This window comes from Nocardia sp. TBRC8007, from assembly GCF_056629435.1.
The window spans coordinates 11771-35124 of sequence record NZ_JBWSOR010000024.1; the positions used below are offsets into that span (position 1 = coordinate 11771).

General features: G+C 62.8%; 14 protein-coding genes. 6 read left to right on the forward strand and 8 right to left on the reverse strand.

The features are described 5' to 3' along the window. Positions 1-211: 211 nt before the first annotated feature. From ACX4ZE_RS16670 to ACX4ZE_RS16680, 3 genes are all read right to left on the reverse strand, one after another. Positions 212-3940, reverse strand: a complete 3729-nt coding sequence (locus ACX4ZE_RS16670; RefSeq protein WP_480274357.1) for a murein biosynthesis integral membrane protein MurJ — start codon at positions 3938-3940, stop codon at positions 212-214. Between the two features lie 808 nt (positions 3941-4748). After that, complete coding sequence (locus ACX4ZE_RS16675; protein ID WP_480274358.1) at positions 4749-7343, reverse strand: DUF6049 family protein; 2595 nt, start codon at positions 7341-7343, stop codon at positions 4749-4751. After that, a complete protein-coding gene (locus ACX4ZE_RS16680) occupies positions 7340-7876 on the reverse strand; it encodes an NUDIX hydrolase (protein ID WP_480274359.1) in 537 nt (178 codons plus the stop codon). The genes ACX4ZE_RS16675 and ACX4ZE_RS16680 overlap by 4 nt, the downstream gene beginning before the upstream one ends. Positions 7877-8023: 147 nt before the next feature. Here ACX4ZE_RS16680 and ACX4ZE_RS16685 point away from each other — a divergent pair, with 147 nt between their 5' ends. Beyond that, positions 8024-9484 (forward strand): CCA tRNA nucleotidyltransferase, encoded by a 1461-nt coding sequence (locus tag ACX4ZE_RS16685; protein WP_480274360.1) that lies wholly within the window; start codon positions 8024-8026, stop codon positions 9482-9484. A 23-nt stretch (positions 9485-9507) separates the two neighbouring features. Here ACX4ZE_RS16685 and ACX4ZE_RS16690 read toward each other — a convergent pair whose 3' ends face one another. The 4 genes from ACX4ZE_RS16690 to ACX4ZE_RS16705 all read right to left on the reverse strand — a co-directional run bounded on the left by ACX4ZE_RS16690 (position 9508) and on the right by ACX4ZE_RS16705 (position 17365). Then, positions 9508-10323 carry a hypothetical protein gene (locus ACX4ZE_RS16690; RefSeq protein WP_480274361.1) on the reverse strand — a complete coding sequence of 272 codons (816 nt, stop codon included), beginning with the start codon at positions 10321-10323 and terminating at the stop codon, positions 9508-9510. A 70-nt stretch (positions 10324-10393) separates the two neighbouring features. Then, entirely contained in the window at positions 10394-14026 is a 3633-nt protein-coding gene (locus ACX4ZE_RS16695) for a hydantoinase B/oxoprolinase family protein (protein ID WP_480274393.1), read from the reverse strand. A 174-nt stretch (positions 14027-14200) separates the two neighbouring features. Next, a complete protein-coding gene (locus tag ACX4ZE_RS16700; protein WP_480274394.1) occupies positions 14201-15784 on the reverse strand; it encodes a DUF4185 domain-containing protein in 1584 nt (527 codons plus the stop codon). Between the two features lie 228 nt (positions 15785-16012). Then, positions 16013-17365 (reverse strand): MFS transporter, encoded by a 1353-nt coding sequence (locus ACX4ZE_RS16705; protein ID WP_480274362.1) that lies wholly within the window; start codon positions 17363-17365, stop codon positions 16013-16015. 471 nt (positions 17366-17836) lie between these two features. On the opposite strand from ACX4ZE_RS16705, the gene ACX4ZE_RS16710 reads away from it, so the two are divergent. Continuing rightward, positions 17837-18625, forward strand: coding sequence for a pirin family protein (locus ACX4ZE_RS16710; RefSeq protein WP_480274363.1), 789 nt, complete (start codon positions 17837-17839; stop codon positions 18623-18625). Positions 18626-18735: 110 nt separating this feature from the next. Next, positions 18736-19251, forward strand: coding sequence for a DUF4190 domain-containing protein (locus ACX4ZE_RS16715; RefSeq protein ID WP_480274364.1), 516 nt, complete (start codon positions 18736-18738; stop codon positions 19249-19251). On the opposite strand, the gene ACX4ZE_RS16720 is transcribed toward ACX4ZE_RS16715, so the two are convergent. Beyond that, positions 19220-19744, reverse strand: a complete 525-nt coding sequence (locus ACX4ZE_RS16720) for a hypothetical protein (RefSeq protein WP_480274365.1) — start codon at positions 19742-19744, stop codon at positions 19220-19222. The genes ACX4ZE_RS16715 and ACX4ZE_RS16720 overlap by 32 nt on opposite strands. Positions 19745-19879: 135 nt before the next feature. On the opposite strand from ACX4ZE_RS16720, the gene ACX4ZE_RS16725 reads away from it, so the two are divergent. The 3 genes from ACX4ZE_RS16725 (at position 19880) to ACX4ZE_RS16735 (ending at position 23206) form a co-directional block, all read left to right on the forward strand. Continuing rightward, positions 19880-20731: a DUF5753 domain-containing protein gene (locus ACX4ZE_RS16725; RefSeq protein ID WP_480274366.1), complete on the forward strand. Its 852-nt coding sequence runs from the start codon at positions 19880-19882 to the stop codon at positions 20729-20731. 10 nt (positions 20732-20741) lie between these two features. Beyond that, the gene (locus ACX4ZE_RS16730) at positions 20742-21116 is read left to right on the forward strand and encodes a DUF397 domain-containing protein (protein WP_480274367.1); all 375 of its coding nucleotides are present in this window, start codon (positions 20742-20744) and stop codon (positions 21114-21116) included. Positions 21117-21184: 68 nt separating this feature from the next. Continuing rightward, positions 21185-23206, forward strand: coding sequence for a M13 family metallopeptidase (locus ACX4ZE_RS16735; protein WP_480274368.1), 2022 nt, complete (start codon positions 21185-21187; stop codon positions 23204-23206). Positions 23207-23354 lie beyond the last annotated feature (148 nt).

A 23354-nucleotide genomic window follows, 5' to 3' on the forward strand; every position in this document is an offset into this window, starting at 1 on the left:
CGGCGCGGGGTGGTCGACCGTCACCGAGATCTCGCAGCATCTGGGAACGAGAACTTCAGAATCTGGGAAGTTCCCTGCTAAGCGTCTGAGGATCATATCGTCTGTAACGATTTGGCGGCAACTGAAGCGATCGGCCGGAAACGGAGGCGCATGTGGTGCTGGGGATGTGCGCTAGTGCGGCCTGAATAACGAGGAGCGGCGCGAGGTCCGGCTACGGGACGGCGTCGAAATGGATATCAGCGATGGAAGTTTGGAACTGACTTCCGGAAGTCGCCAGTTCGGTAATCCAGACGAGTACGTACTGGGCGGCCTGGTCGGTTCGCACCGGGATGTTGGTGACACCATCGTTCAGCTGGGCGGAACCGACCAGCTGGGTTTGATCCAGCGTTGGTGAACTGGTTGGTGAAGTGCGGATTTCCACTGATGTCCCGGCACTGGGCGAGCGGATCGAGACATTCGTGAGTTTCGCGGGACTGGACAGCGTCGCCATCAGCCCGACGCCCTTCTTGAGCGCTGGGAACTGCTGGAAGTACTGATCTGTACGCCACAGGCTGTCCGGATTGCTGTCCAGCACTGCTTGGGCGTTGGCGACGCCGTCTGGGGTGCCTTCAGGGGAGAACACCGATACTGTAGTCACGGCGATCGGCGTGCCGATCTGTGCGCTGGTCGGTGCGAGGTTCGGGCCCGCGGCCTCGGGAGTCGGTGTGGGCTGGCTGTTGGTCGTCAAGCCGATATCGCTCTGTTCATTCAGCGGTGCGTCCGAGGCGCTCGGCGCGAACACACTGACCATCCACCAGATGACGATGCCGATCACCAGCGCGGCCAAGATGCCGAGCCCGATCATGATCCACATCATCCGTTGCGCTCGTTCTCGTTCCGCCGCGAGCAGCTCTGGATCGGCTAGCGAGTCGTCGTTGTTCGTGGACGCGCGTTGGCCGAGCCGCAGTACCGGAATGAAGTCGGTCTTTTGATCGACCACCGAGGCTTGCTCGAGCACATGCTGAACCGTGGCGGCGGTGCGTACGCCTTTGTTCGACTCCAGTGAACGGACGGCGACCGCGGAGATCTCGAACGGTACTTCGGGACGGATCTGCCGTGGTTCCATGGGGGTGCCATCTGGACTGAAGTCGGCCATGTGAAGCCCACCGACCCTGGCGGCGGTGTTGGTGACTCCACCGGAGCGAATCGGCCAGCGCGCGGTGATCAGCGCATAGAGCATTGCGCCCAGACCACGGACATCGGCCTGTGCGTCGGCATCGGATAGGGTGCCGGGGAAAGCAAGCACCGCGTCACCTGCCGCGCTGATGCGTACTCGGTCGGGATGGTCGATAGACAGTGCCCCGCCGCCTCGGTGAGTGAGCTCGGCCGCCGAAGCCAGGGCACGGATGGCGCGCGCGGCACCGATCGGTGAAGGTACTGTGTCGGCCATTTCGCGCAGCGAACGGCCAGGGGTCCATTCCGCCACTACGATGCCGCCTGAGCTACCACGAACGACGTCCAAGACGCGGGCGAGGCCGGGCGAGTTGATCCGGCCCAAGCGCAGCGTACGAGACAAGATCGCTTGCGGGCCATCGTGACCGGCGTTGTCGGCTTCCTTCTGATCGGCGTCGACAAAGGTCAGCGCCACCTCACGGTCGAGCTTGATATCTAGTGCCTGCCAGAACTTCAAGCCACGCGCACCGCCGTGGCTAGCCAGCAGCCGGTAGCGGCCACCGGCCACCGAAGCGCCGGGAATCAGCTTGGGACCGCGCGGCACTCGCCGAGCGGCCGGGCCTTCGCCACCCATCGGTGGCATCTCCGGCGATCCGACAGGGAACGTTCCGGTGTCGTACATCGGATCGTGTGGCGGTCGGCTCCCTGATTGTCTCGCCACATCCGGATCCGGCGGAGTCGCTTCTGGCTCCTCATGCGCGTGCGCGGAATAATACGGCTTCCCCGCAGTCAGCGGTACATCGGTGGACAGGCCGCCGGCCGCGGTCGCAGAAGAATCGGTGGCCGGGACGCCATCCGCTGCGTCGTCGCTCACCCTCGGTCCTCCTTCGCCCTGGTATGTCGAGCTTCCGGCGAATTCGCCACTTGTGTTTCTCTGCCGAACAGGGTACGGGAACTCGCTCACACCGGTGATGTCGACAGCGTCGGCTCTGATTACCGGCAGCACCATGGTCTGGGCATCCATATACGGATCGAACCGCGGGTAGGCGAGGTACGGGTCGGGCCGTCGAAGTACTTGCGTGGCGTAGGGGTCTTCGGCCGGGCTCTTCAGGTCGAGATCCGGTGCTGGCGGGGTCCAACCGAGGCGCCGGGAGATAGCCACGGTAATAGCGACAATTTCCGGGATTCCGGCCAGTCGCATCAGGCCGAAGGCCACTGCGAGCATGACCGAAGCGGTGATGGCGACCCGGAGCAGCGAGCCGGGACCGCCGAGCGATGCGCTCAGCCGGTCCAGGCCGAGTACCCGGTCCACGATCCACATCACCGCGCCACCAGCCAGTGAGGCGAGCACCACGCGGCTCACAGTGCGCCCGACATTGGCCATTCGGAGATTACCGAGGCTACGGTGCAGCAGGTAGCCGCCGACCATGGCGCCGACCATGAAGCCGAGTCCGTTCGCGATACCGAGTGCGATCACCACGTGCTCGGCATCGGTGACCACTGGGGCGAGCGCCGAGAAGATAACCTTGGCGGTGGTGATTCCTAGAATGATCCAGGTCGGTGTCCACGCTTGTTCTCTGGCATAGAACACGCGCAGGTGGATGAGCACCAGTGCGTATGGGATAAGCGTGAAGGCGGAACAGCTCACCGCCAGGCCGAGGCGTTCGGCATCGTCCGCGAATCGTGCGTAGCCGAACAGTGCTCTACCGACCTGTGGTCCTGCCAAGGTCAGGAATACGACCACGGGGACCAAGGAGATCATGGTCAGCCGAGTGGCGACCGAGAGATCGTCGACGACCGCGGGAGCGTCATCCGCCGCGGCGTTTCGGCTCAACCGAGGCATGATCGCGGTGAGCACGGTGACGCCGAGTACGCCGTAGGGCAACTGCAGCAGTGCCCAGGCATTCTGGTAGATCGCAGGTCCGGCCGCGTCGGAGTGTGACGAGATATTGTTGGCGATGATCAGCCCGGACTGGCTGATCAACACGTACAGAACGATGGCGATGCCCATTCGGCCGAATTGCTTCAGCCGGGTATCGATCCCCCACAATGGCCGCAGGTTGATACCTTGTCGGCGAATGGCGGGCACCAGGCTGAGCGCCTGCGTGAGCACACCGAGTGTGACGCCGAGACCGAGAACCAAGATCTTCGGATCACTCATCCGCACCGGATCGAGGGTGATCTCACCAGGGGTCAGTGCGTAGAGACCGAGTACGGCGAGCACCACGATGTTATTGAGCACTGGAGCCCAAGCGCCGGGTTTGAACACTTGCCGCGTATTGAGAATTGCGGTGAGCAGCGCTGACATACCGTAGAACAGGATCGCGGGCAGCAGTAGAAATGTCAGCGCCGTGGTCAGCGAGGTGTTTACCTTGCCGTCGGACGAGACGAAGACATGGGTTGCCAGCAGCGGTGCCGCCGCGAGCGCGAACAAGGTCGCCAGTGCCAGCACCGTGAATGCCGCGGTAACCAGACGCCGCACGAAGGATTCGCCACCGTCGGCGTCTTCTTGTTCCGCACGTACGAGTGTCGGTATGACAATCGCGGTCAGCACTGCACCCAGTACCAGTTCCGCGATCATGTTCGGGATCAGACTGGCGGATGCGAACGCACTGGCGATCGCTGGGCCGAGAACAGCCAGTAGCAATAACTGTTTCCCGAATCCGGTGATCCTGCTGATCAGTGTCGCGAAAGCGATCGATCCCGAGTCACTGAGCAGCCGGGAGTTCGAATTCTGCTTCGATTCGTCGGTTTCCGGCGGCTTCGTGATGTCAGTGCGGGCAGGCACTTCCTCGGTCCGTGGGCGTTCCGGTGCGGTGGTCTCATTGCTGGCAGGAGCTGGTTGCCGCTGATCCGGCGGTGGCAGATGTGGTCGTACCGGGGCATAACGAGGTGGCTGAGACCGGCCGGATTCCGGTGGGGCGGCCGGGATAGGTCCGGAGTGGAGTGGGTGCGGTGTGGCCGGGATGGGGCCGGACTGAGGTGGACGCAGCCCTGCTGGTGGCGTGGAATTGGGGGCACCGGCCGGCAACGGACCGGATTGGCCAGGCCCAGGGTGTACAGAAGTAGGCGGCGCCTGCCGCGGTTGCACAGATCCAGGTGGCGGAACGGGATACTGCCGCCGATCCTGGGAAGGGCCGAAGTGCGGTGGTAGCGGCAGCGGCGGTCGTTTCGGTCCCGGGTCGGGTGGGGGCATACGCTGCCCTGGTCTCGATTGTGCTGTGGCCGGAGGTTGACCGATCGGCGGCATCGGGCCACCGTTCCTGTCCAGATCCCGCTCATGCGGGTACCTGGTCTCGGGTGGGTGGCGTTCCCACGGTGCGGCCGGTGCTCGGTGGATCGGTGGCTCTTCGGGCTCATCGCCTTGTCGGGGGCGATGAGCCGATATGCCATCGTCACTCATCCTGCCTCCTGTACCTGCCGGGATATCCATACCCCCACCGGTTCACCACGATCGGTGCACATTCTGTTCATCGCCCCTCCGGCCAGGCCGGCACGGAACACTTGATTGTCCTCTACCGTGCCACACGACACGGCGACATTCCACATTGATGCAGGTAGAAGTGGTTGGTGCGAGGTCGCTGTTACGGAATTGCTCACCGCGTTCGCCTGCGTTGCTTTCGCGCCCGCAGTATCCGCTTGCGTGCGCGTCGGTAGCGGTTGGCGCGACGCCTGGTATCGGAATCGAAACCCTCGTCCGCCGGATCTGGCTGTCCACGAAATCCGTGCCACAGTCGGCGTCCGACCAGCAAGAGCAGTAGGAAACCGGCGCATCCAGTAATTATCGCCAAGGCTCGACCATAGGCATTCGACCGCACCGAGACCTGAGTCGGGCTGCCGAGCGCGATCCCCTCCGGCGTGGTGAGCGAGATGGGAATGACCAGGTTGCGGCTGTCGCTCACCTCAGTTGGGATTCGGAAGGATCGTGACCCGTTCGGTGGAAGCTGCTGCTCGCCGGGATCGGTGATTTTTGTCCCGGCCGGAGCCTCGATGCGGAATCTGACCTGGATGGCCACCGGTAGATCATTGCGGGCGACCAGTAGTAAAGGGCTCTGTTCGGTAGCGAGTGTGTACACACCGCCCGGCGGTAGCACGGTGACCGAGCGGTAGAGTTCGTCCATTGTCCGGGTGGTCTGATCCAGCCTGCGCCGGGCGAAGGTGTTCGGCTGGGTAGCGTCGCGCCCTCGCCTATCCGACAGGCTCAGCGCGCGGATCAGATCATCCCGCAACGGCGTCAGAAAATCACGCGGCGTCAACTCCGCGGCTGGCACGTCCACCATCGCGCGCATCAGCTCGCTGATCCGGCGACCCTGTTCCCGCGTGGGCGGCACGAACTGATCCGGCACCGCGTGCTGCGCGACCCGCGACAGATAATCCAGCTCATGGGGTTGTGGGTCTGGTGGCAGTGCCGCCAGATCTTGGAATGGGCGTGCCGTGGCGAGGCCACTGCGCATCAATAGATCGAGTTGGTGTAACAGTGCGGTCGACTCCTGCTGGTTGGCGCCCCACTGCTGCGGTGGGACGAGCAACAGTGCGCGTGACCGTTCCACTTCCGGATTCAGCGCACTCCAAGAGATAGCTCCGAGTGCGTCCTGCAGCCGCGCCGAACGAGAATCGCTTGTTACCTTGTAGCGGGCCTGGGCTGGGGTGAAGGGGGGGGTAGGTGGGTTGGAGCCGACTGCGGCCAGCGCGGTCGCGGACCAGATATCGAAGGTCACCGCTCGCAGCGCAGAGTCGGGGACCGATCCTGGGACGTCAGCGGTCGGCGGTGTCGCACCTGGTGTATTCGGCGGCACGGGCGCGGGTGCGATGGACGACCCGGTCGCGGTGATGGCGGGCAGCCGGACTATACGGGTGCCCGCTGTCGTGGTGGCCGAGTTCGTCTCCGCGGCGTTCGGGCTGTTCCCACCAGTCGATTGGGCCTGGCTTGTGCTGCCTTGTGGGTTGATCGCGGTCGAAGCGAGCACTGCGGTCTGGAAACCGTGGTTGCGCAGGAGAAGTCCTGCTCCCCTATCGATGCTGCCGGACTCTGGCACGCTGACCCCACGCACCGAGTGAGTGGACAGGATCGAATCGATGATGTCGGCGGGTTGGTCGATCGCACGCTCGGTCAACGCGGGGTCGTCGACTGCGGCCAATGCCGTCAGATCCACTTGCGCGAACGGCAGCGCCACTGTGCACATCGACTCCGCCAGTGTGCGCAGCCGACCCAGCCAGGCCTTCGCCTGTTCGGTACCGGTGCCTGCTCTGGTCGCGCCATCCGGATCGGATGGGCTGGCCAGCACGCGATAACCGCCGGTCATCGCACGTACCGTGAGCAGCAGATCAGGATCTATCGCGAGGCAGACTGCCGTGTCCAGATTGCTGTCCAAGTGGGTACTGTCGGTGCCGTTTCGGATGGTGCCGATCATCGCCTCCAGTGCGGTCAACAGCTGATCGAGGCGGCCGCCTTTTCCGAGGGAGGTGGCCAGCTCGTCGTCGGTGAGCTGCACGGTACTGTCGGCGCTGCCTGGCCTGCCTGCGGTTTGCCTAGGTCGGTCGGCCAATGGCCACAGCAATGTCGTCGCCACCGGTGCTTCGGTGGGCGCGGGCACTGAAGGGATCACCGAAGCGGAAGTCTGATCACTCGGTGCGGCGGGCACTCCGAGTACCGGCAGCAGGAACCGGGCATCGTCCAGCCTGGCCTGGGTGCCATAGGCTGGTTCGCCGTTGACATTCAGCAGCACTGGATAGACGCCAGGTTCGGTGATGCCGAGTGATGTCGCGCCGTCGGCGGAGCGTAACGGGATGGGTAGTGTGAATTGTTTGCGCTGGCCTGGATTCAACCGCCGCGCGATGTCCTCGAACTCGCCGTGTACGCCGTAATTGGCCTCGTCGAGACGCAATGTCGTGCGCAACCCGCTCGGTGCGGTGATCGCCGCCGCACGCTGGAGGCGGATGCTGATATCGTCCACCACTCGGTCGCCGATATTGGTGACTGTGCCCGAGACCCTGAGTATGGGATCACTGGTGGTGGTCACCGTGGTCGGCGACACCGAATCCAGCGACAACTTCAGAAATTTCGGGTTCGACGAGGCGCCGTATTCGGTCGGTCGTGCTACGGCCACTGCGGAATCCAGCAGTGGCAGCATCGTCACCGAGCCGAGGATGGTCAGGACCGCCACGAAGATCCGGAACAGTCCATGCGTCATCGCTTGCCGGTCTCCATCCGGTCGATCAGTTTGTTCGCCATCTCGGCCAGTCGCCGCTCGTCAGCGTAGGCCAGCCGAGAGTCCAGTTCGTTCAATGGCACCCAAGCGACTTGGGTGACTTCCACATCGGCGTCGGACAGCTCGCCGCCGACCGAACGCAGCAAGTAATGATGCACTGTTTTGTGTATCCGCCGACCTTCGGTCACGAACCAGTAATCGATGCTGCCTAGCTCAGCCACTATGACGCCGATGATTCCGGTTTCCTCGGTGACCTCGCGGATCGCGGCCTGTTCGGCGGTCTCACCTTCTTCGATATGTCCTTTGGGCAGTGACCACAGTAGCCGCCCTCGGCGATCGGTGCGTCCGATGAGGGCCGCACTGCGGTTGTCCTGTGGCCTGTCCAGTCCGTTGATGACCAGCCCACCCGCTGAGGTTTCCCGCACCGTGCGCATCTGGGGTTTCGCAGCGCCGCCGGCCGAACCGCGGCGCCGAGGCTGGCGGCGTCGACTGTTCGCACGATCGGCCGGAGACACCTGGCAATCCTACTGTGCGTGATCCACGCGCCTGCGCCGCTGCGCACGCCCTGCCCGGCTGTGCTGAGCCGAGTCCACGAGCAGTGGACATCATTGTGGGGGCTGTGCGGGTATCCATGTTGTCACGGCTCGGTAAGCTGCTCATTCGTGGTTTCGCCCAAGTCAGAGGATGCTGCGCTGGATAGACGTACCCGACTGCTGGCAGCTGCGGCGGTAAGCCTCGGTGAGTTGTCGGACGTGTTGACCCCCCTTGGTGAGTTGTTCGCGGCGCGGGGATACGAGTTGTACCTGGTCGGTGGGAGTGTTCGGGATGCGGTGCTCGGCAGGTTGGGGACCGATCTGGATTTCACCACCGACGCGCTGCCGGAGGCAGTGCAGGACATAGTGCGCGGGTGGGCCGATAATCTGTGGGATACCGGTGGTCTTGCATTCGGCACAGTCAGTGCGGTCAAAGAAGGTCAGCAACTGGAGATCACTACTTTCCGCGCGGACAGCTACGACAGGGTGTCGCGCAACCCACAGGTGACCTTCGGGGACTCGCTAGAGGGCGACCTGGTTCGCCGGGACTTCACGGTGAATGCGATGGCGGTCCGGGTCGGCGCGGATGGCGCGATGGAATTCATCGATCCGCTCGGCGGAATGGACGCCTTGCTTCAGGGCGTGCTCGACACGCCGGCCGCACCGGAGGACTCGTTCAATGACGATCCATTGCGGATGCTGCGTGCCGCACGGTTCGTTTCTCAACTCGGCTTCGAGCCGCATCCGCGGGTTCGAGAAGCGATCACTGCTATGGCCGCTCAGATCGATCGGATCACCGCCGAGCGGGTGCGTGTCGAGCTGGACAAGCTGATCGCGGGTGCGCATCCGATCGACGGCATCAACCTCATGTGTGAGACCGGACTGGCTCAGCGAGTGCTGCCCGAGGTCCCCGCGATGAAGCTGGAGATCGACGAGCACCACCAGCACAAAGATGTCTACTGGCATTCCCTCACGGTGTTGGAGCAGGCCATCGACCAGGAGGAAAGCGACCCCGACTTGGTACTGCGCTGGGCCGCGCTGCTGCACGATATCGGAAAGCCGGATACCAAACGGAACGAGTCGGGTGGCGGTGTCAGCTTCCATCACCACGAAGTGGTCGGTGCGAAGATGGTGCGTAAACGGATGCGAGCGCTGAAGTATCCGAAACAGTTCACCGAGGATGTGGCTCAGCTGGTATTCCTGCACCTGCGCTTCCATGGCTACGGCAAAGGTCAGTGGACCGATTCGGCGGTCCGCCGCTATGTCACCGATGCCGGTGAGCTGCTCCCCCGTCTGCACAAGCTTGTCCGCGCCGACTGCACTACTCGTAATAAGCGCAGGGCCGCCGCGCTGCGCGCCACCTATGACGAGTTGGAGGCGCGGATCGAGCGAATCCGGCAACAGGAGGATCTGGCCAAGGTCCGTCCAGACCTGGACGGCACCGAGATCATGGAGTTGCTCGGCCTGCCACCAGGCCCCGCGGTGGGCAAGGCGTGGCGCTATCTGAAGGAACTGCGGCTCGATCGTGGCCCACTCACCCGTGCCGAAGCCGAATCCGCACTGCTCGAGTGGTGGAAAACACAGGACTGACCAGACGCAGAGCCGGGCCAGGCTCAGAAGACGATCAGCGTGGTGCCTGCGAGGATCGCGGAGCGGACCTGAGCAAGGTCGAACGAACCGGTGATTTCCGATAGTTCGACGCGGAACCGGATCAGATTGCCCTCTCGAGTGGCGCGTGCGATCCGCGTTGCCGAGGGGAGCTGTTCGAGCGGTACGGTATGGGCGCCGAGCACTCGACGCGGTACCGGAACGCCCCGCCAGCTCGCTCTGCGCACATCGATATGCAGCAGATTGACTGTGATGGACGCGTCGACCAGCGCGGTGACCGGTCGTCGTCGATGCCTGGCTCGGATAAGCCCACTCGGGTGCGGCTCTAGGGACCAGTCCAGTGATCGGGTATTGAGCCAGTTGATCAGCGCCGTAGTGGTTACGGTACCGATCAGGTCGAGTCGGGCGGCGCGCACTCTGGTCGGCATGCCCGGAATCAGGCGGACGCCGTGTGCGATGACGGTCACAGCCTCGATCGGGTGGTTGTCCCAGCGCAGCTGCGACAGTACCGTCTTGATCTGAAAATGAGCGCCCCGGCGCCGCGCCTTCAGTACCTTCAGGGTGGCATGCAGGTGGTGACCGAGGAGCGTAGCGTCGACTTCTTGTCCGCCGAACCGGCTCAGAATGCCTTCGCTGAGCATCGTCATCAGCACGTCGGGCAGCAGCGCTGTGACAGTCCCGGCGCCGAGGTCGGCGATGGGGTCCATCCACGCGGCGCCGAGCGCGACCCACTGCTCCAGTGCGGGTGGCTCGAGCAGGCGTTTCCCGAGATCGATGGTCCGTAACAGCGACCAGGACTTCGGATCGAAATACATGGCCATTATCGGACAGAGCGTACTTGCCGCAGGAGTGCGTCGCTATCGCGCTATACGGTGGTTCGGGTGTATCGCGTCAGTTTTCGCCTGCGGGCGCGAGACTGTCTTCGAATGTTGGACAACGCCCGTATCCGCCACCTCCTGGTGTTTCGATCCGCAGTACATCCCCTGGTTTCAGCTGTGCGGAGTCTGCGCCGCGTAAATGCGTGACGGTATTGTCGGAGCGTTCGATCTGGTTGTGGCCCGGCATCCCCGGCTCACCGCCCGCCATGCCGTACGGTGGGACCCTACGGTGACTCGTCAAGGTGGAGACCGATACCGGTTCGGTGAAACGCAGGCGGCGCACCGCGCCGTCCCCGCCATGCCAGCGCCCGGCCCCTCCACTGCCTGTGCGTACCGAGAACTCCTCCAGCACCACGGGCAGGCGCCATTCGAGAACTTCCGGGTCGGTGAGCCGCGAGTTCGTCATATGAGTCTGGACCACGCTGGTGCCGGAGAAGCCGTTTCCCGCGCCGGAACCGGAGCCGATGGTTTCGTAATACTGGCTGCGGTCATTGCCGAAGGTGATGTTGTTCATGGTGCCGGAACCCTCGGCCTGCACCCCGAGCGCCGCGTACAGCGCGCCGGTGATCGCCTGAGAAGTCTCGACATTGCCTGCGACGACGGCAGCGGGAGGTTCGGGAGCGAGCATGGATCCGGGTGGCACGACTATCCGCAACGGACGCAGGCAGCCGTCGTTGAGCGGGATATCATCGGCGACCAGAGTGCGGAAGACGTATAGGACTGCCGCATTGGCAACCGCGTAGGGCGCGTTGAAATTACCGTGCAGCTGTGCCGATGTTCCGGTGAAATCGATCGTGGCGCTGCGCTCTTCTCGATCCACTGTGACCCGAACCCGGATGACGGCTCCTAGGTCGGTCTCGTAGGAGTACGAGCCGTCGTCGAGCGACTCGATGACCCGGCGCACCGACTCTTCGGCATTGTCTTGGACATGGCGCATATATGCCTCGACAACGTCGAGCCCGAAGTGCTCGATCATCTTCTGGACCTCTTCGACCCCCTTGGCGTTGGCCGCGATCTGTGCACGCAAGTCTGCGAGATTGGTAGACGGGTTGCGGGACGGATATGGCGCTTCGGTAAGTAGCCGGTAGGTCTCCTCTTCCCGGAACCCGCCGTTCTCGACGAGCAGCCAGTTGTCGAAGACTACTCCCTCTTCCTCGATGCGGTGGCTGTCGGCAGGCATGGAGCCCGGCGCGATACCGCCGATTTCGGCATGATGACCGCGAGAGGCGACATAGAAGAGGATCTCTCTGCCTGCCGAGTCGAACACCGGCGTGATCACTGTGATGTCCGGCAAGTGTGTGCCGCCGTGATAGGGGTCGTTGACCGCGTAGCTGTCGCCGGGGCGCATAGTCTCCCGGTCTTGATCGGCAGAATGCCGCGCACATGTCCGCCGCCGGATGACTTCCTTGACACTGGTGCCCATGGAGCCGAGATGAACCGGGATATGTGGCGCGTTGGCGACAAGATTGCCGTCGGGGTCGAACAACGCACACGAGAAGTCCAAGCGCTCTTTGATATTGACCGACTGAGCAGTCGATTCCAGACGCGCGCCCATTTGCTCGGCGATGGACATGAACAGGTTGTTGAAGACTTCCAAGAGGACGGGATCCGCTTCGGTGCCCGCTTCTGGTCCCACTGCTATGGTTGCCCGCTCCATGATCAGGTGTCCGATGTCGTTCACGGTCGCTTGCCAGCCCTCGTCGACCACGGTGGTGGCATTGGCCTCGGCGAGCACGGTGGGCCCGGATACGGTCTGGCCTGGTACCAATTCCGCACGTCGATACAGCAGTACCTCTCGCCAGTCGCCACCGGTATGCAGGCGAACAGTCTCCGGTTCCGTCCTCTTCTCGCGGGCAGTAGTGCGGGCGGACAATTCAGGTGGTTCGGTGCGGTAGGTCGCCTCGACGGAGAGGGCTTCGATAACAATGGGGCGCTGCAGCGTGAAGGAATATGTGGCGCGATGGTGTTCCTCGAATTCCCTTGTCATCTCGACTGGGTCGGTGAGCCGCACGGTGAGGGCGGTATCGGTGCCGTCATAGCGCAGCTGGGCTCGCCGGACCACGCGGATCCGTTGTTCGGTCAGGCCTTCGGCCGATAATTCCGTACGGGCGGCGGCCTCCAGTATGTCGGCGGTAGCGCTGACGCGCGGCATGGATTCTGGTAGCAGCGGCAATTCCAGGGACTGTTCTCGCATAGCTGTTGTGTCGGCCAGCCCTATGCCGAGTGCGGAAAGCACACCGGCCATCGGAGGGACGAGGACGGTCCTGATACCGAGGGAATCGGCTACCGCGCAGGCGAGCTGGCCGCCGGCGCCACCGAATGTGGTCAGCGCGTACCGGGTGACATCGTGGCCTTTCTGCACAGAGATCCGCTTGATGGCACCTGCGATATTGGCGACGGCGATCTGCAGGTAGCCTTCGGCGACTTGCTCTGGTGTGCGATCGTCCCCGGTGCATTCGGCGATCTCGGCGGCCAGCTCAGTGAACCGGGCGCCGATCAGCTCGTGATCGAGTGGTTCGTTGCCGTCTGCGCCGAAAACATGCGGGAAGTGCGCGGACTGGATACGGCCTAGCATCACGTTGGCATCGGTGACGGTCAGCGGTCCGCCGCTGCGGTAGCAGGCCGGTCCGGGTACGGCGCCCGCGGAATCAGGCCCGACACGGTAGCGGCTGCCGTCGAAATGCAGGATAGAACCACCACCGGCCGCGACTGTGTGGATATCCAGCATCGGGGCACGGAGCCGCACCCCGGCGAGCTGTGTGGTGAACACCCGCTCGTACTCGCCTGCGAAATGTGAGACGTCGGTGGAGGTTCCGCCCATATCGAAGCCGATGATCCGGTTGTATCCGGCGAGCTGCGACATCCGGACCATGCCGACGATACCGCCGGCGGGGCCGGACAGGATGGCATCCTTACCTCGGAATTTCCCGGCTTCGGTGAGGCCTCCGTTGGATTGCATGAACATCAGCCGCACCCCGGCGAGCTGATCGGCGACCTGCTCGACATAGCGGCGCAGTACCGGTGAGAGGTAGGCGTCCACCACGGTGGTGTCCCCTCGTGGTACGAGCTTCATCAAAGGGCTCACTTCGCTGGACAGCGAGATCTGCGGGAAGCCGAGTGCACTGGCGACTCGGCCGATGGCTTGTTCGTGCGCGGGATAGAGGTGGCTGTGCATGCACACCACGGCGACAGCGCGAATGCCCTGTTCGTGTATTTGCTTCAGCTCGGTGGCGAGGGTACCGAGGTCTGGAGGTCGCAGCACCGTGCCGTCGGCCAGTATCCGTTCATCCACCTCGATGACCTGCTCGTATAACAGCTCCGGCAGTACGATCTCGCGGGCGAAGATCTGCGGACGATTCTGGTAAGCGATCCGCAGGGCGTCGCGAAAGCCTCGGGTGATCACGAGGACTGTGCGTTCCCCTTTACGTTCCAACAGGGCATTGGTGGCGACCGTGGTTCCCATCCGGACCGCGTCGATCCGATGCTCGACGTCAGTGCCCGCGGTTGCGGTAGCGAGAATCTCCCGGATTCCGGCGACCGCGGGATCGGCGTAACGCGCTGGGTTCTCCGACAGGAGTTTATGCGTAACGAGCTCGCCGTCCGGTCGCCGAGCAACGATATCGGTAAAGGTGCCACCTCGGTCGATCCAGAACTGCCACCCCGGTCGCGGAGCATCGGATGTCGTCGCGTCTGTCTTGGTCGCAGAGGACTCCCGTTCTGCGCCGCCACACCGGTCGATCACATCGCGCACAATACCAATGGTGGTTCACCGCATCGGCCAGTGCCGTCGCGGATTCATGGCACAGGGTGCCCGGCATCGTCAGCGCGGCGGAGCCAGCCGGGCATGCATGAGATACACGTTGTAGCTGTCCCATTCAGAGAGCGTGAAATACAGATCCTCACTCGTCGACCACGGATGGATGAACCCACCATAGGATTTCGGGTAGTCGATGGTGGAGACCAGCGGTATCGCATCCGTCCACGCACCTTGCGGGCTCGCCGCAGTGCGCAGCACGATCGCGCTCCTGGCTGGATCCAAGTAGACCATCTGCCACCGACCAGTTTGCTGGTCGTAGCGCACCGACAGCTCACTGGCTATACCGAACACCAATGGGGTGGCTCTGTGTTCGGCCGCTGGTACCCAGTCGCCGCCCACCCAATACTGGTAGGCGGATTTGTTCAGCACATCTTCCGCAGGTACTCGGGCCAGTCCGATCATGCCTATGCGCCCATTAGGCGTGCCGAACATATAGACGTAGTCGCCCTGTGGCACCATGGCGGCCACCTGGAACGTGCCGAGGCCGAATGAGTTGCCCCACCTGGCGTGCTGGTCTTTCTTCCAGGTATGCCCGTGGTCATCGGAGTAGGCGATCCCACCGTAATTGGTCCACCACATGCCGGGGATACGACTCCACCGGTTCACTGACATATAGCTGAGATACTGCCTGCTCCCGAGTGCGAAGCCGGAGGTAGGAATAGTGGTGGTCTCCCAATTCCTGATCTTGCGGCTGGCCAGGATTTCCGCCGCGTGGCATCGATTGTCCTGTACGAAGGTGTCCAGTGTCAGACCGTCCGACAGATCGCGATCAGTGCTGAAAGCGATGACATTGCTGCGCCAGTCCTGGTCGTCCTGGCCCGCCCCGCCGCTGGACCAGCCCTTACCGAAGGTATCACCGAAAACCACGGCGATCTTGCCCGGTGCTGTCTCCCACATCAGTCCGAGGTCGGTGCCGTCGACCTGCCAGCGCACGTCGGTACGGTTGGGTGAGCCATGCCCGGTCACCTGATCGACCAGTCGCACTGTTTCGACGTTCGACACGGGCACCGGCGCCGCGCGCGGACCTGGCTCGATCGGACGCGTCATCTGTGCCGGAGCGGGCTGCGCTTCTATCTCAGGGCCGCCGGGTACCGAGAGCGGGATCGGAATCGGCTCTATTTCCGGCCGGAACTCGATACGTGGCAGCAGGATCGGATTGCTGGAACCTGAGTCGGTGCCGGAACCCGAGGCGGCTGCCGCCTCGGTGCCGGCGTCGGAGGCGAGATGCGACTCGGGCTCGGGGCTTTCACGGATATCGGGGCATGGATCGGCGCATGGATCGGCAGGCAGCGGGTCGGGGTCGATCCGTGTGTTGTCCGGTGGCGGGTCGGGTACTGGAACTGGGGTGAACTCCGGGATCGGTACCGGTATATCGATATGGGGTGGCAGTGGCGGCGCAGGTGGTTGCACAGGGTCCGGTGCACGATTGAGCGGGTCGAACCCGATCTCGCCGCAACTGTTCACCGGCAGCGGTGCCCATGGGAAGGGAGCGGCTTGCGCGGCTGGTATCGGCACAGTGAGAGCCTCGGCGAGCAGTACAACCCACAGCGCTGGTATCCGGAGAAGACGGATTCCGGATGCGCACATCATTTCGGGGCGGCCGGTGGCCATCCGGCGGTTGGGTGACCATCGGTCGGCCGAGTCTGCCACGAATCCAGCCTTTTTCGTACCGCGTCGAGGTTGTTCACCGGAGAAACCATGTCGTGATGCCTCCTGTCGATCGGCCGCAGGCGAGTCAACTTACCGGAGTGCAGCAGGCAAGCGTGGGATGCGGAATCCACAGGTCATCCCATAGTGGAATCAGTGTCCAGCTGTTCATCGGATATGCTTCGCGCGCCGCGTGTTCAGTGTGACGGCCGCGATTCCCGCAGCGTAGATCGCGGCGCAGGCCAGGACCACCACCGGCGCGTGTCCATCGTCCGGAACGACCAATGCCGTAATCGAGATCGCCAGCACGAACGCGATGTTGAAGACAGTGTCTTGCAGTGCGAAAACCTGGCCACGCCGCGCGTCATCGATATCGATCTGCATCGAGGCGTCACCGGTCAACTTGATCGTTTGTCCGGCCAGGCCCAATAGGAACGCACCAACCAGCAGGAGTTGATGCGCGCGCGATAGCTCGGCATCTGAGTCGGCGAACGCGACTGGCGTGACCAGCGTCAGTTGCACCAGCATTGCGGTGATCAGGCCGACGACGACCGTACGCGGCCGTCCCAACCGGGGGGTGAGCAGTGGTGTCACGATGGCAGCCACGAGCATGCCCGCCGCAGTGGCGGCAATGGCGACACCGAAACCGACGAGACCACTGTCGAGCTCGAAGCCGTGCGTCGAGCTATGCCGTAGCACCAAAACCATAATGAGCGTATTCGCTCCGAAGACGATCCGGTGTGTGCCGATCCCGGACATCGTCGTCGTGACCGGAACAGACTCCCAGACCGCCAGGGCTCCGGTGCGTAATCCGGTGGCGATCGAGCGCATTGCGTTCTTTTCCGCCGCAGTATCGGATACAGGACCGAGCGCATGTGGCCGGAACCCGGCTGCTATCACCGCACCGAGTACCGATCCGGCGCCGCTGATCGCGACCGCGAGCGCCGAAGCGAAATCTCCGGCTCCGATCAGCCCGATCAGCCCCATCGCGATGGCCGCGCCGAGCCCGGCACATCCGGAGGCTACCGTGGCGAACACCGAGTTCATCGGCACCAGCCAAGCCTGGGCCAGGACTTGCGGCAGCGCAGCGGACACGCCGGCCATGACGAACCGACTGATACCTACCACGGCAAGAGCCAGTACCAGCAGTGCCGACTCGCCGATCCCGGCGAGCAACCCCATGCTCACCATGGCGATCGAGATCGCGCGCAGGACATTGGCAGTCAGTAGCACAGTGCGCCGATCCCAACGGTCCAGCAGCGCACCCGCGTATGGTCCGATCAGCGAATACGGCAGTAGCAGCACTGCGAAGCCCGCCGCGATAGCCAGTGGGTCGGTCTGTCGTTCGGGGTTGAACAGGATCGCGCCCGAAAATGCCGCTTGGAACATTCCGTCACCGAGCTGCCCGGAGAATCGCACCACGGCCAGCCGAGAAACACCTGGGTTTTGCCGCAGCGTGGCGCGCAGCCCGGCCTGCCCTTGCTGTATGGCAGTGAGGTTTTCGGCGTGACCAGTCGACACGTCCGCGAGCGTACTGCGTTTTCCGGCTATATCGGATATCACTGTCATAGATATCGCGGATGTTCCTGAAGTTTTCGCGCTACTTACCCGGCGAATATCGCGGCTTGATTCGGTGCGCTCGCTGAGCTTGCGTACATACGATCGTGATAGGCGTAGGTGAGTCGAGCGACCGCTTGTAGCCTGTCTCACCGAACGCGCCACCGCGAAAATGTAGGTGGCTTCAGCACGGAGCCACCTTCCATCCCTGGTGAACTTTCCAGTTCATGGCGCCTGTTCTTCCGTTGGCTCTTCTTGTGGCGCTTGATGTTCGGAGATGCTTCTGCCAGGAGGTTCTGCTTGCCTCCCGTTCATTTCCTGGTCGGTCACGTAAAATGCTGAGTGCAGCTCAGTTTACTAGGAATGTGGAGCACTGCGATGGAAGTGCGTATATCCGAACGGCGATCAGTGCACGGTTCCGAGAGGAGGACCACAATGTCCGCACTCACGACACCACATATCGATGTTCACCGTGGCGGTGACCGCATGAAGACGCGAGTCTCCTGGTTGGATTCGAAGCATTCGTTTTCTTTCGGGGAACATTATGATCCTGCTAACACTCATCACGGTCTGCTGCTGGTCAACAATGAAGACACCGTCTCCCCTGGGCAGGGCTTCGACACTCATCCGCATCGGGACATGGAGATCGTCACCTGGGTACTCGGCGGCAGCCTCGTACACCAGGATTCGCTGGGTCACAGTGGCGTTATCTACCCTGGGCTCGCGCAGAGAATGAGCGCGGGCACCGGAATCCTGCACTCGGAGAAAAACGATTCGTGGCGGATGGACGGTCGTGCTCGTGCGCACGACGAGCCTGTGCACTTCGTGCAGATGTGGGTGGTGCCCGATGAGCCCGGCCTCACTCCCGGCTATGAACAGCTGGAAATCGATGATGAGCTGGCTCGCGGTGGATTGGTCACAGTCGCCTCGGGTCTGCCGCACTACCGCGATCGGACCGCTATCACCATCAACAGTAGTCATTCGGCACTGCACGTGGCGCGTACAGCGGGGGTGGAGTCGGGTGTGGAGCAGTTGATCGAACTGCCTGACGCCCCATACCTGCATGTGTTCGTCGCCCATGGCCAGGTCGAAATGGAAGGTGTCGGCCTGCTCTATGGGGGCGACGCAGTGCGTTTGACCAGAACCGGTGGTCAGCGTGTGGTGGTGAGGCAGGCATCGGAGATCCTGGTGTGGGAGATGCACGCTCGATTGGGTGCGCAGTAGCCGTTTCACGGCATGGCCCACCCCAGGAGCGCGGTCATCAAGTGACTGCCGCGTACCTGCGGGCTACTTGTCCGATCGAGCATCGTGAGACACCACGGAGAGGAAACTCCATGTCGCAGTATCCGCCCTCTGGTCAGTATCCGCCGCCTGGTCAGTATCCGCCGCCTGGTCAGTATCCGCCGCCTGGTCAGTATCCGCCGCCGGGGCAACCCGGCTATTGGCAGGAGTCACCCAAGAACAAGGGCCTGGCGATCACCGCTTTGGTGCTCGGTGTTATCGGATTATTAGGCAGCTGGACGATTGTCGGCGGCTACCTCTTCGGTGTTCTGGCCATCATCATCGCCTTGGTCGTTCTGTTCAAGGCTCGCGCAGGCACTGCGGGCGGGACTGGCATGGCGATCGCCGGTCTGATCCTCGGCGTGTTGAGTCTTGTCGCCGCGACCCTGATCATCATCGTGGGCTACAGCTTTTTCGTCGACTCCGGCGGCAAGGACTTCGTGGACTGCATGAGCAAGGCGGGTAACGATCAGACCGCGATCAAGCAGTGCGAGCACGAGTGGAATCAGAAGCTGCAGGACCAATACAACCTCACGCTTACTCCAGCACCTGCGCCTGCTCCCCAGTAGCCGCGACGCATGCCCTGGTTGTGGCGATCACTTCGGCGAACTCGCGACGGAAGTCGCGGTCGGGCGCCACGGCCCAGGTCCGGTAGCCGCCGCTTTCATCAGCGGGCGAGGGCAGCACGATGTGACTACCAGGCAGTGCGATTGCGGCACAGTGTCGGAAAAGGACGGCGAATAGCTGGATATCCAGATATGAGTTGTCGGTGGGGCCGGTCAGGAAGGTCCAGCGTTGTGAACGTGGATGCGCGATGATCGGCCCAGGGCGAGGTTCGGCGCCAGAGATCAGCCGCTCATGCACCTTTCGTCCGATCGGAATCGGCATGACAACAGCTCCCACCGAGCCGACTTCCAACATGATGCGCCCCAGTGTCGGGTCCACGAAGCCGTACAATCCATTGTCCTCGCGATAGTGTCTGCACCAAGTGAATGCATCCTGGAGTGCTGGGAAATCCATCGGTGTATTCGAGCTATCTGATTCGATGCGGGAAGTGCTCATAACGACCAACCTCGCTTCGTTGCGGGGATCGTGTACTCGGAAGAACCGATCGCTTGCATTGACAATAGTTCTGAAAATCTACACTGACAATAGTCAACGGTTGCGGCCAGTCGAGTTGGCGTAGCATCCCCGCACATGGCACCTGTTTCACCCACTGTCGCCCGCTGGGAGCTGGTGCTTCGCCTGCGTGAACTGCGTGAACTGCGCGGCTTCGACTCCGCGGGCTTCGCCAAGCGAGTGGGTTTCACCCCGGCCAACTGGTCGCATGTGGAAAATGGCAGGCGCGTACTCACGACCAACACCATCGGTCCGGTGCTCGAATTGCTCGAGGTGGAGCCTGAGGAGCGTGCGGAGTTGCTCGCCCTGCTGCAGGCGAGTAAACAGCGTGGCTGGTGGGCCAAGTCCTCGGCGCTGATCGGGCCGGAGTTGCAGCGACTTTACGGTATGGAGTACGGCGCGCAGAGTATTCGTAGTTACGACAGCCTGGTCGTGCCGGGACTGCTGCAGACCGAGGCTTACGCGCGCGCCTTGATCAGCGCTGATGTCATGATCCGCCCGGTTCAGATCGAGCAATTGGTAGCGATTCGGATGCGGCGGCAAGGACGATTGCGTGGCGCGGACCCGGTCGAGCTGACCGCGGTGTTCGGCGAGGGCACTCTGCTGCAGCAGACTGGAGGGCCGGATGTGCTACGTGGTCAGTTGGACTACTTGGCCGAGTTGATCGAGGAACTCGACACTGTGGCGGTGCGGGTGATCCCGTTCACCGCAACCGCTGGCGCGGTACTCGGCGGCTCCAGCTTTCATCTCATCGATTTCGAAGGTGAGCAACTGCCCACCTTCGCCTGGGCGGAGAGCGCGGTATTCGGCGGCGCGGTCGACGATCCGGAGCTGATCCGGGATCTGCGCTTCGCTTATCTGCGCGCAGTGGAGCAATCTCTTTCACGTACGGAGTCATTAGCCCTGATCAGGCACTATTCCCGCGTGTAAAATCCTGCCCATGGCAACCACCGCGCAGCCGGTCAGCACCGGCTGGTTCACATCGACCAGGTCGAACAACGGCAACCAATGCGTCGAAGTCCGGTTCGATGGTGACGCGGTGCTCATCCGCGATAGCAAATATCGCCGCAACCCGGTTGATCGCCCAGTTGAAGAGCCCGTCATCGTCGTCCACGTAGCTGAATGGGCCGTGTTCCTCGATGCCCTACGCACCCGAGGACGGGCATACGGTGGACTGAGCGCATGTACCACCGCAACCGGTTACACCACACTGCGCCACGGCGGAATCACCCTTACCTATACCCCGGAGGAGTGGGACGCTTTCCTGCTCGGCGCGCTCGATGGCGAATTCGATCGGCTCGTCGAGCCGGTCTGATCTGCTGCGCGGTACTCTGATCGGCCGTAACTGGAGTCGCCGCGCCGTGCATCGGCATACTGTAGATCGTGACCTCCGAGCTGAGCCTCCCTTCCGGTATTGATCTGTCCCACATCGATCAGAGGGTACGGGTGCAGGACGATCTGTTCGCGCATGTCAATGGCAAATGGCTGGCGCAGCACCGGATTCCTGCCGACCGCGCGGTAGATGGCGCCTTCCGAGCGCTCTACGACCAAGCCGAGCTGGACGTCCAGGCGATCATCCGGAATGCCGCATCAGCGACAGACGCCGAGCCGGGCAGCGATGCCCGCAAGATCGGTGATCTGTACTCCAGTTTTATGGATACCGCCACGGTGGCCACCGCCGGGCTCGCACCGATTGCCACCGAATTGGCCTCGATTGCCGAAACGGATGACAAAGGGGCGCTCGCGGCGCTGTTGGGTCAGTTGCAACGCACTGGTGTCGGCGGTGCTGTCGCCCTCTACATCGACACCGACAGCAAGAATTCCACCCGGTATCTAGTACATGCCACCCAGTCCGGGATCGGCCTACCTGACGAGTCGTACTATCGACAGGACGAGTACGCCGAGATCCGCGCGAAGTACCTCACGCATATCAATCGTATGTTTGCCCTGGTCGCCGGGGACTCACAGCTCGCCGCGCTGTTGCCCGACGAACTGGATACCGCGGGACAGCGGATCTTCGCCCTGGAGCAGAAGCTGGCTGCTGGGCATTGGGACGTGGTTCGGCGTCGTGACGCCGAGCTCAGGTACAACCTCACCACTTTTGCCGCGTTGGTCGAGGAAAACCCTGAATTCGACTGGAACATATGGACTTGCGCGCTGGCTGAAGGCGTGCAGCGCTCGGGGCCCGAATTGTTCGCGGAACTGGTAGTCGGGCAGCCGGATTACCTGCGTACATTCGCACAGGTCTGGGCCGCGGAATCACTGAAGGACTGGCAGCTGTGGGTGGCATGGCGAGTACTACGTGCGCGCGCACCGTATCTGACCGACGCCCTGGTCGAGGAAAACTTCGATTTCTATGGTCGCACGCTCACCGGTGCCGAGGAGAACCGGGAGCGTTGGAAACGCGGCGTTGCGCTGGTGCAGGACCTGCTCGGCGAGGTGGTCGGCAAAATGTATGTAGCCGAACACTTTCCGCCGGAGGCCAAGGCCAGGATGGTCGAGCTGGTGACCAACCTCCAAGCGGCCTACCGGCGTAATATCGCTGAGCTGGAATGGATGGGCGAGGACACTCGGCAGGCCGCATTGGCCAAGCTGGAGAAGTTCACCCCCAAGATCGGCTACCCGGACATCTGGCGGGACTACTCGGCTGTGACGATCAACCCGGCGGACCTGGTCGGCAACTATCGCAACGGCTATGCCGCCGAACATGACCGGGAACTGAACAAGCTCGGTGGCCCGGTCGATCGGGCCGAGTGGTTCATGACACCGCAGACAGTGAATGCCTACTACAACCCGGGAATGAATGAGATCGTCTTTCCCGCTGCCATCCTGCAACCACCGTTCTTCGATATGAATGCCGACGACGCGGCCAACTACGGCGGCATCGGTGCGGTGATCGGTCACGAGATCGGCCACGGCTTCGACGACCAGGGCGCGAAGTACGATGGCGACGGCAACATGGTCGATTGGTGGACCGATGCCGACCGCAGCGAATTCGGTCAGCGGACTGTGGCGCTTATCGACCAGTATGCGGTGCTCTCGCCCAAGGACCTGTCGAATGAGCACACCGTGAACGGTGAGTTCACCATTGGTGAGAACATCGGCGATCTCGGTGGGCTTTCCATCGCGTTGGAGGCGTACAAGATCTCATTGAATGGCGCCGAAGCACCGGTGATCGATGGCCTCACCGGGTTGCAACGGGTGTTCTACGGGTGGGCGCAGATCTGGCGCACCAAGGCTCGGCCCGAAGAAGCCATCCGCAGGCTCGCTGTCGACCCGCATTCGCCGCCGGAGTTCCGCTGCAACGCTGTAGTGCGCAATATCGACAGCTTCTATCAAGCGTTCGACGTCGCGCCCGGTGACGCGCTGTACATAGAACCGGAACAGCGGGTGAAGATCTGGTGAGCTTCCCTCGGTGAGCGGTCATGTATCGGTCCGCCACGCCTGCCCGCTGCTGAGGTGAACTTCCGGCGCATCACCCAGGTAGCGCTCTAGCCGGGCAGGGCGACCCATTACTTCAGGCGGTCGATGGTTACGCGCTGCTTCGCATCGA

Bases quoted from the DNA above. Each gene is read 5' to 3' on its own strand.
- ACX4ZE_RS16675 (WP_480274358.1), bottom strand. From the start codon at position 7,343: ATGACGCATGGACTGTTCCGGATCTTCGTGGCGGTCCTGACCATCCTC.
- ACX4ZE_RS16690 (WP_480274361.1), bottom strand. From the start codon at position 10,323: ATGGCCATGTATTTCGATCCGAAGTCCTGGTCGCTGTTACGGACCATC.
- ACX4ZE_RS16700 (WP_480274394.1), bottom strand. From the start codon at position 15,784: ATGTGCGCATCCGGAATCCGTCTTCTCCGGATACCAGCGCTGTGGGTT.
- ACX4ZE_RS16710 (WP_480274363.1), top strand. From the start codon at position 17,837: ATGTCCGCACTCACGACACCACATATCGATGTTCACCGTGGCGGTGAC.
- ACX4ZE_RS16715 (WP_480274364.1), top strand. From the start codon at position 18,736: ATGTCGCAGTATCCGCCCTCTGGTCAGTATCCGCCGCCTGGTCAGTAT.
- ACX4ZE_RS16720 (WP_480274365.1), bottom strand. From the start codon at position 19,744: ATGAGCACTTCCCGCATCGAATCAGATAGCTCGAATACACCGATGGAT.
- ACX4ZE_RS16725 (WP_480274366.1), top strand. From the start codon at position 19,880: ATGGCACCTGTTTCACCCACTGTCGCCCGCTGGGAGCTGGTGCTTCGC.
- ACX4ZE_RS16730 (WP_480274367.1), top strand. From the start codon at position 20,742: ATGGCAACCACCGCGCAGCCGGTCAGCACCGGCTGGTTCACATCGACC.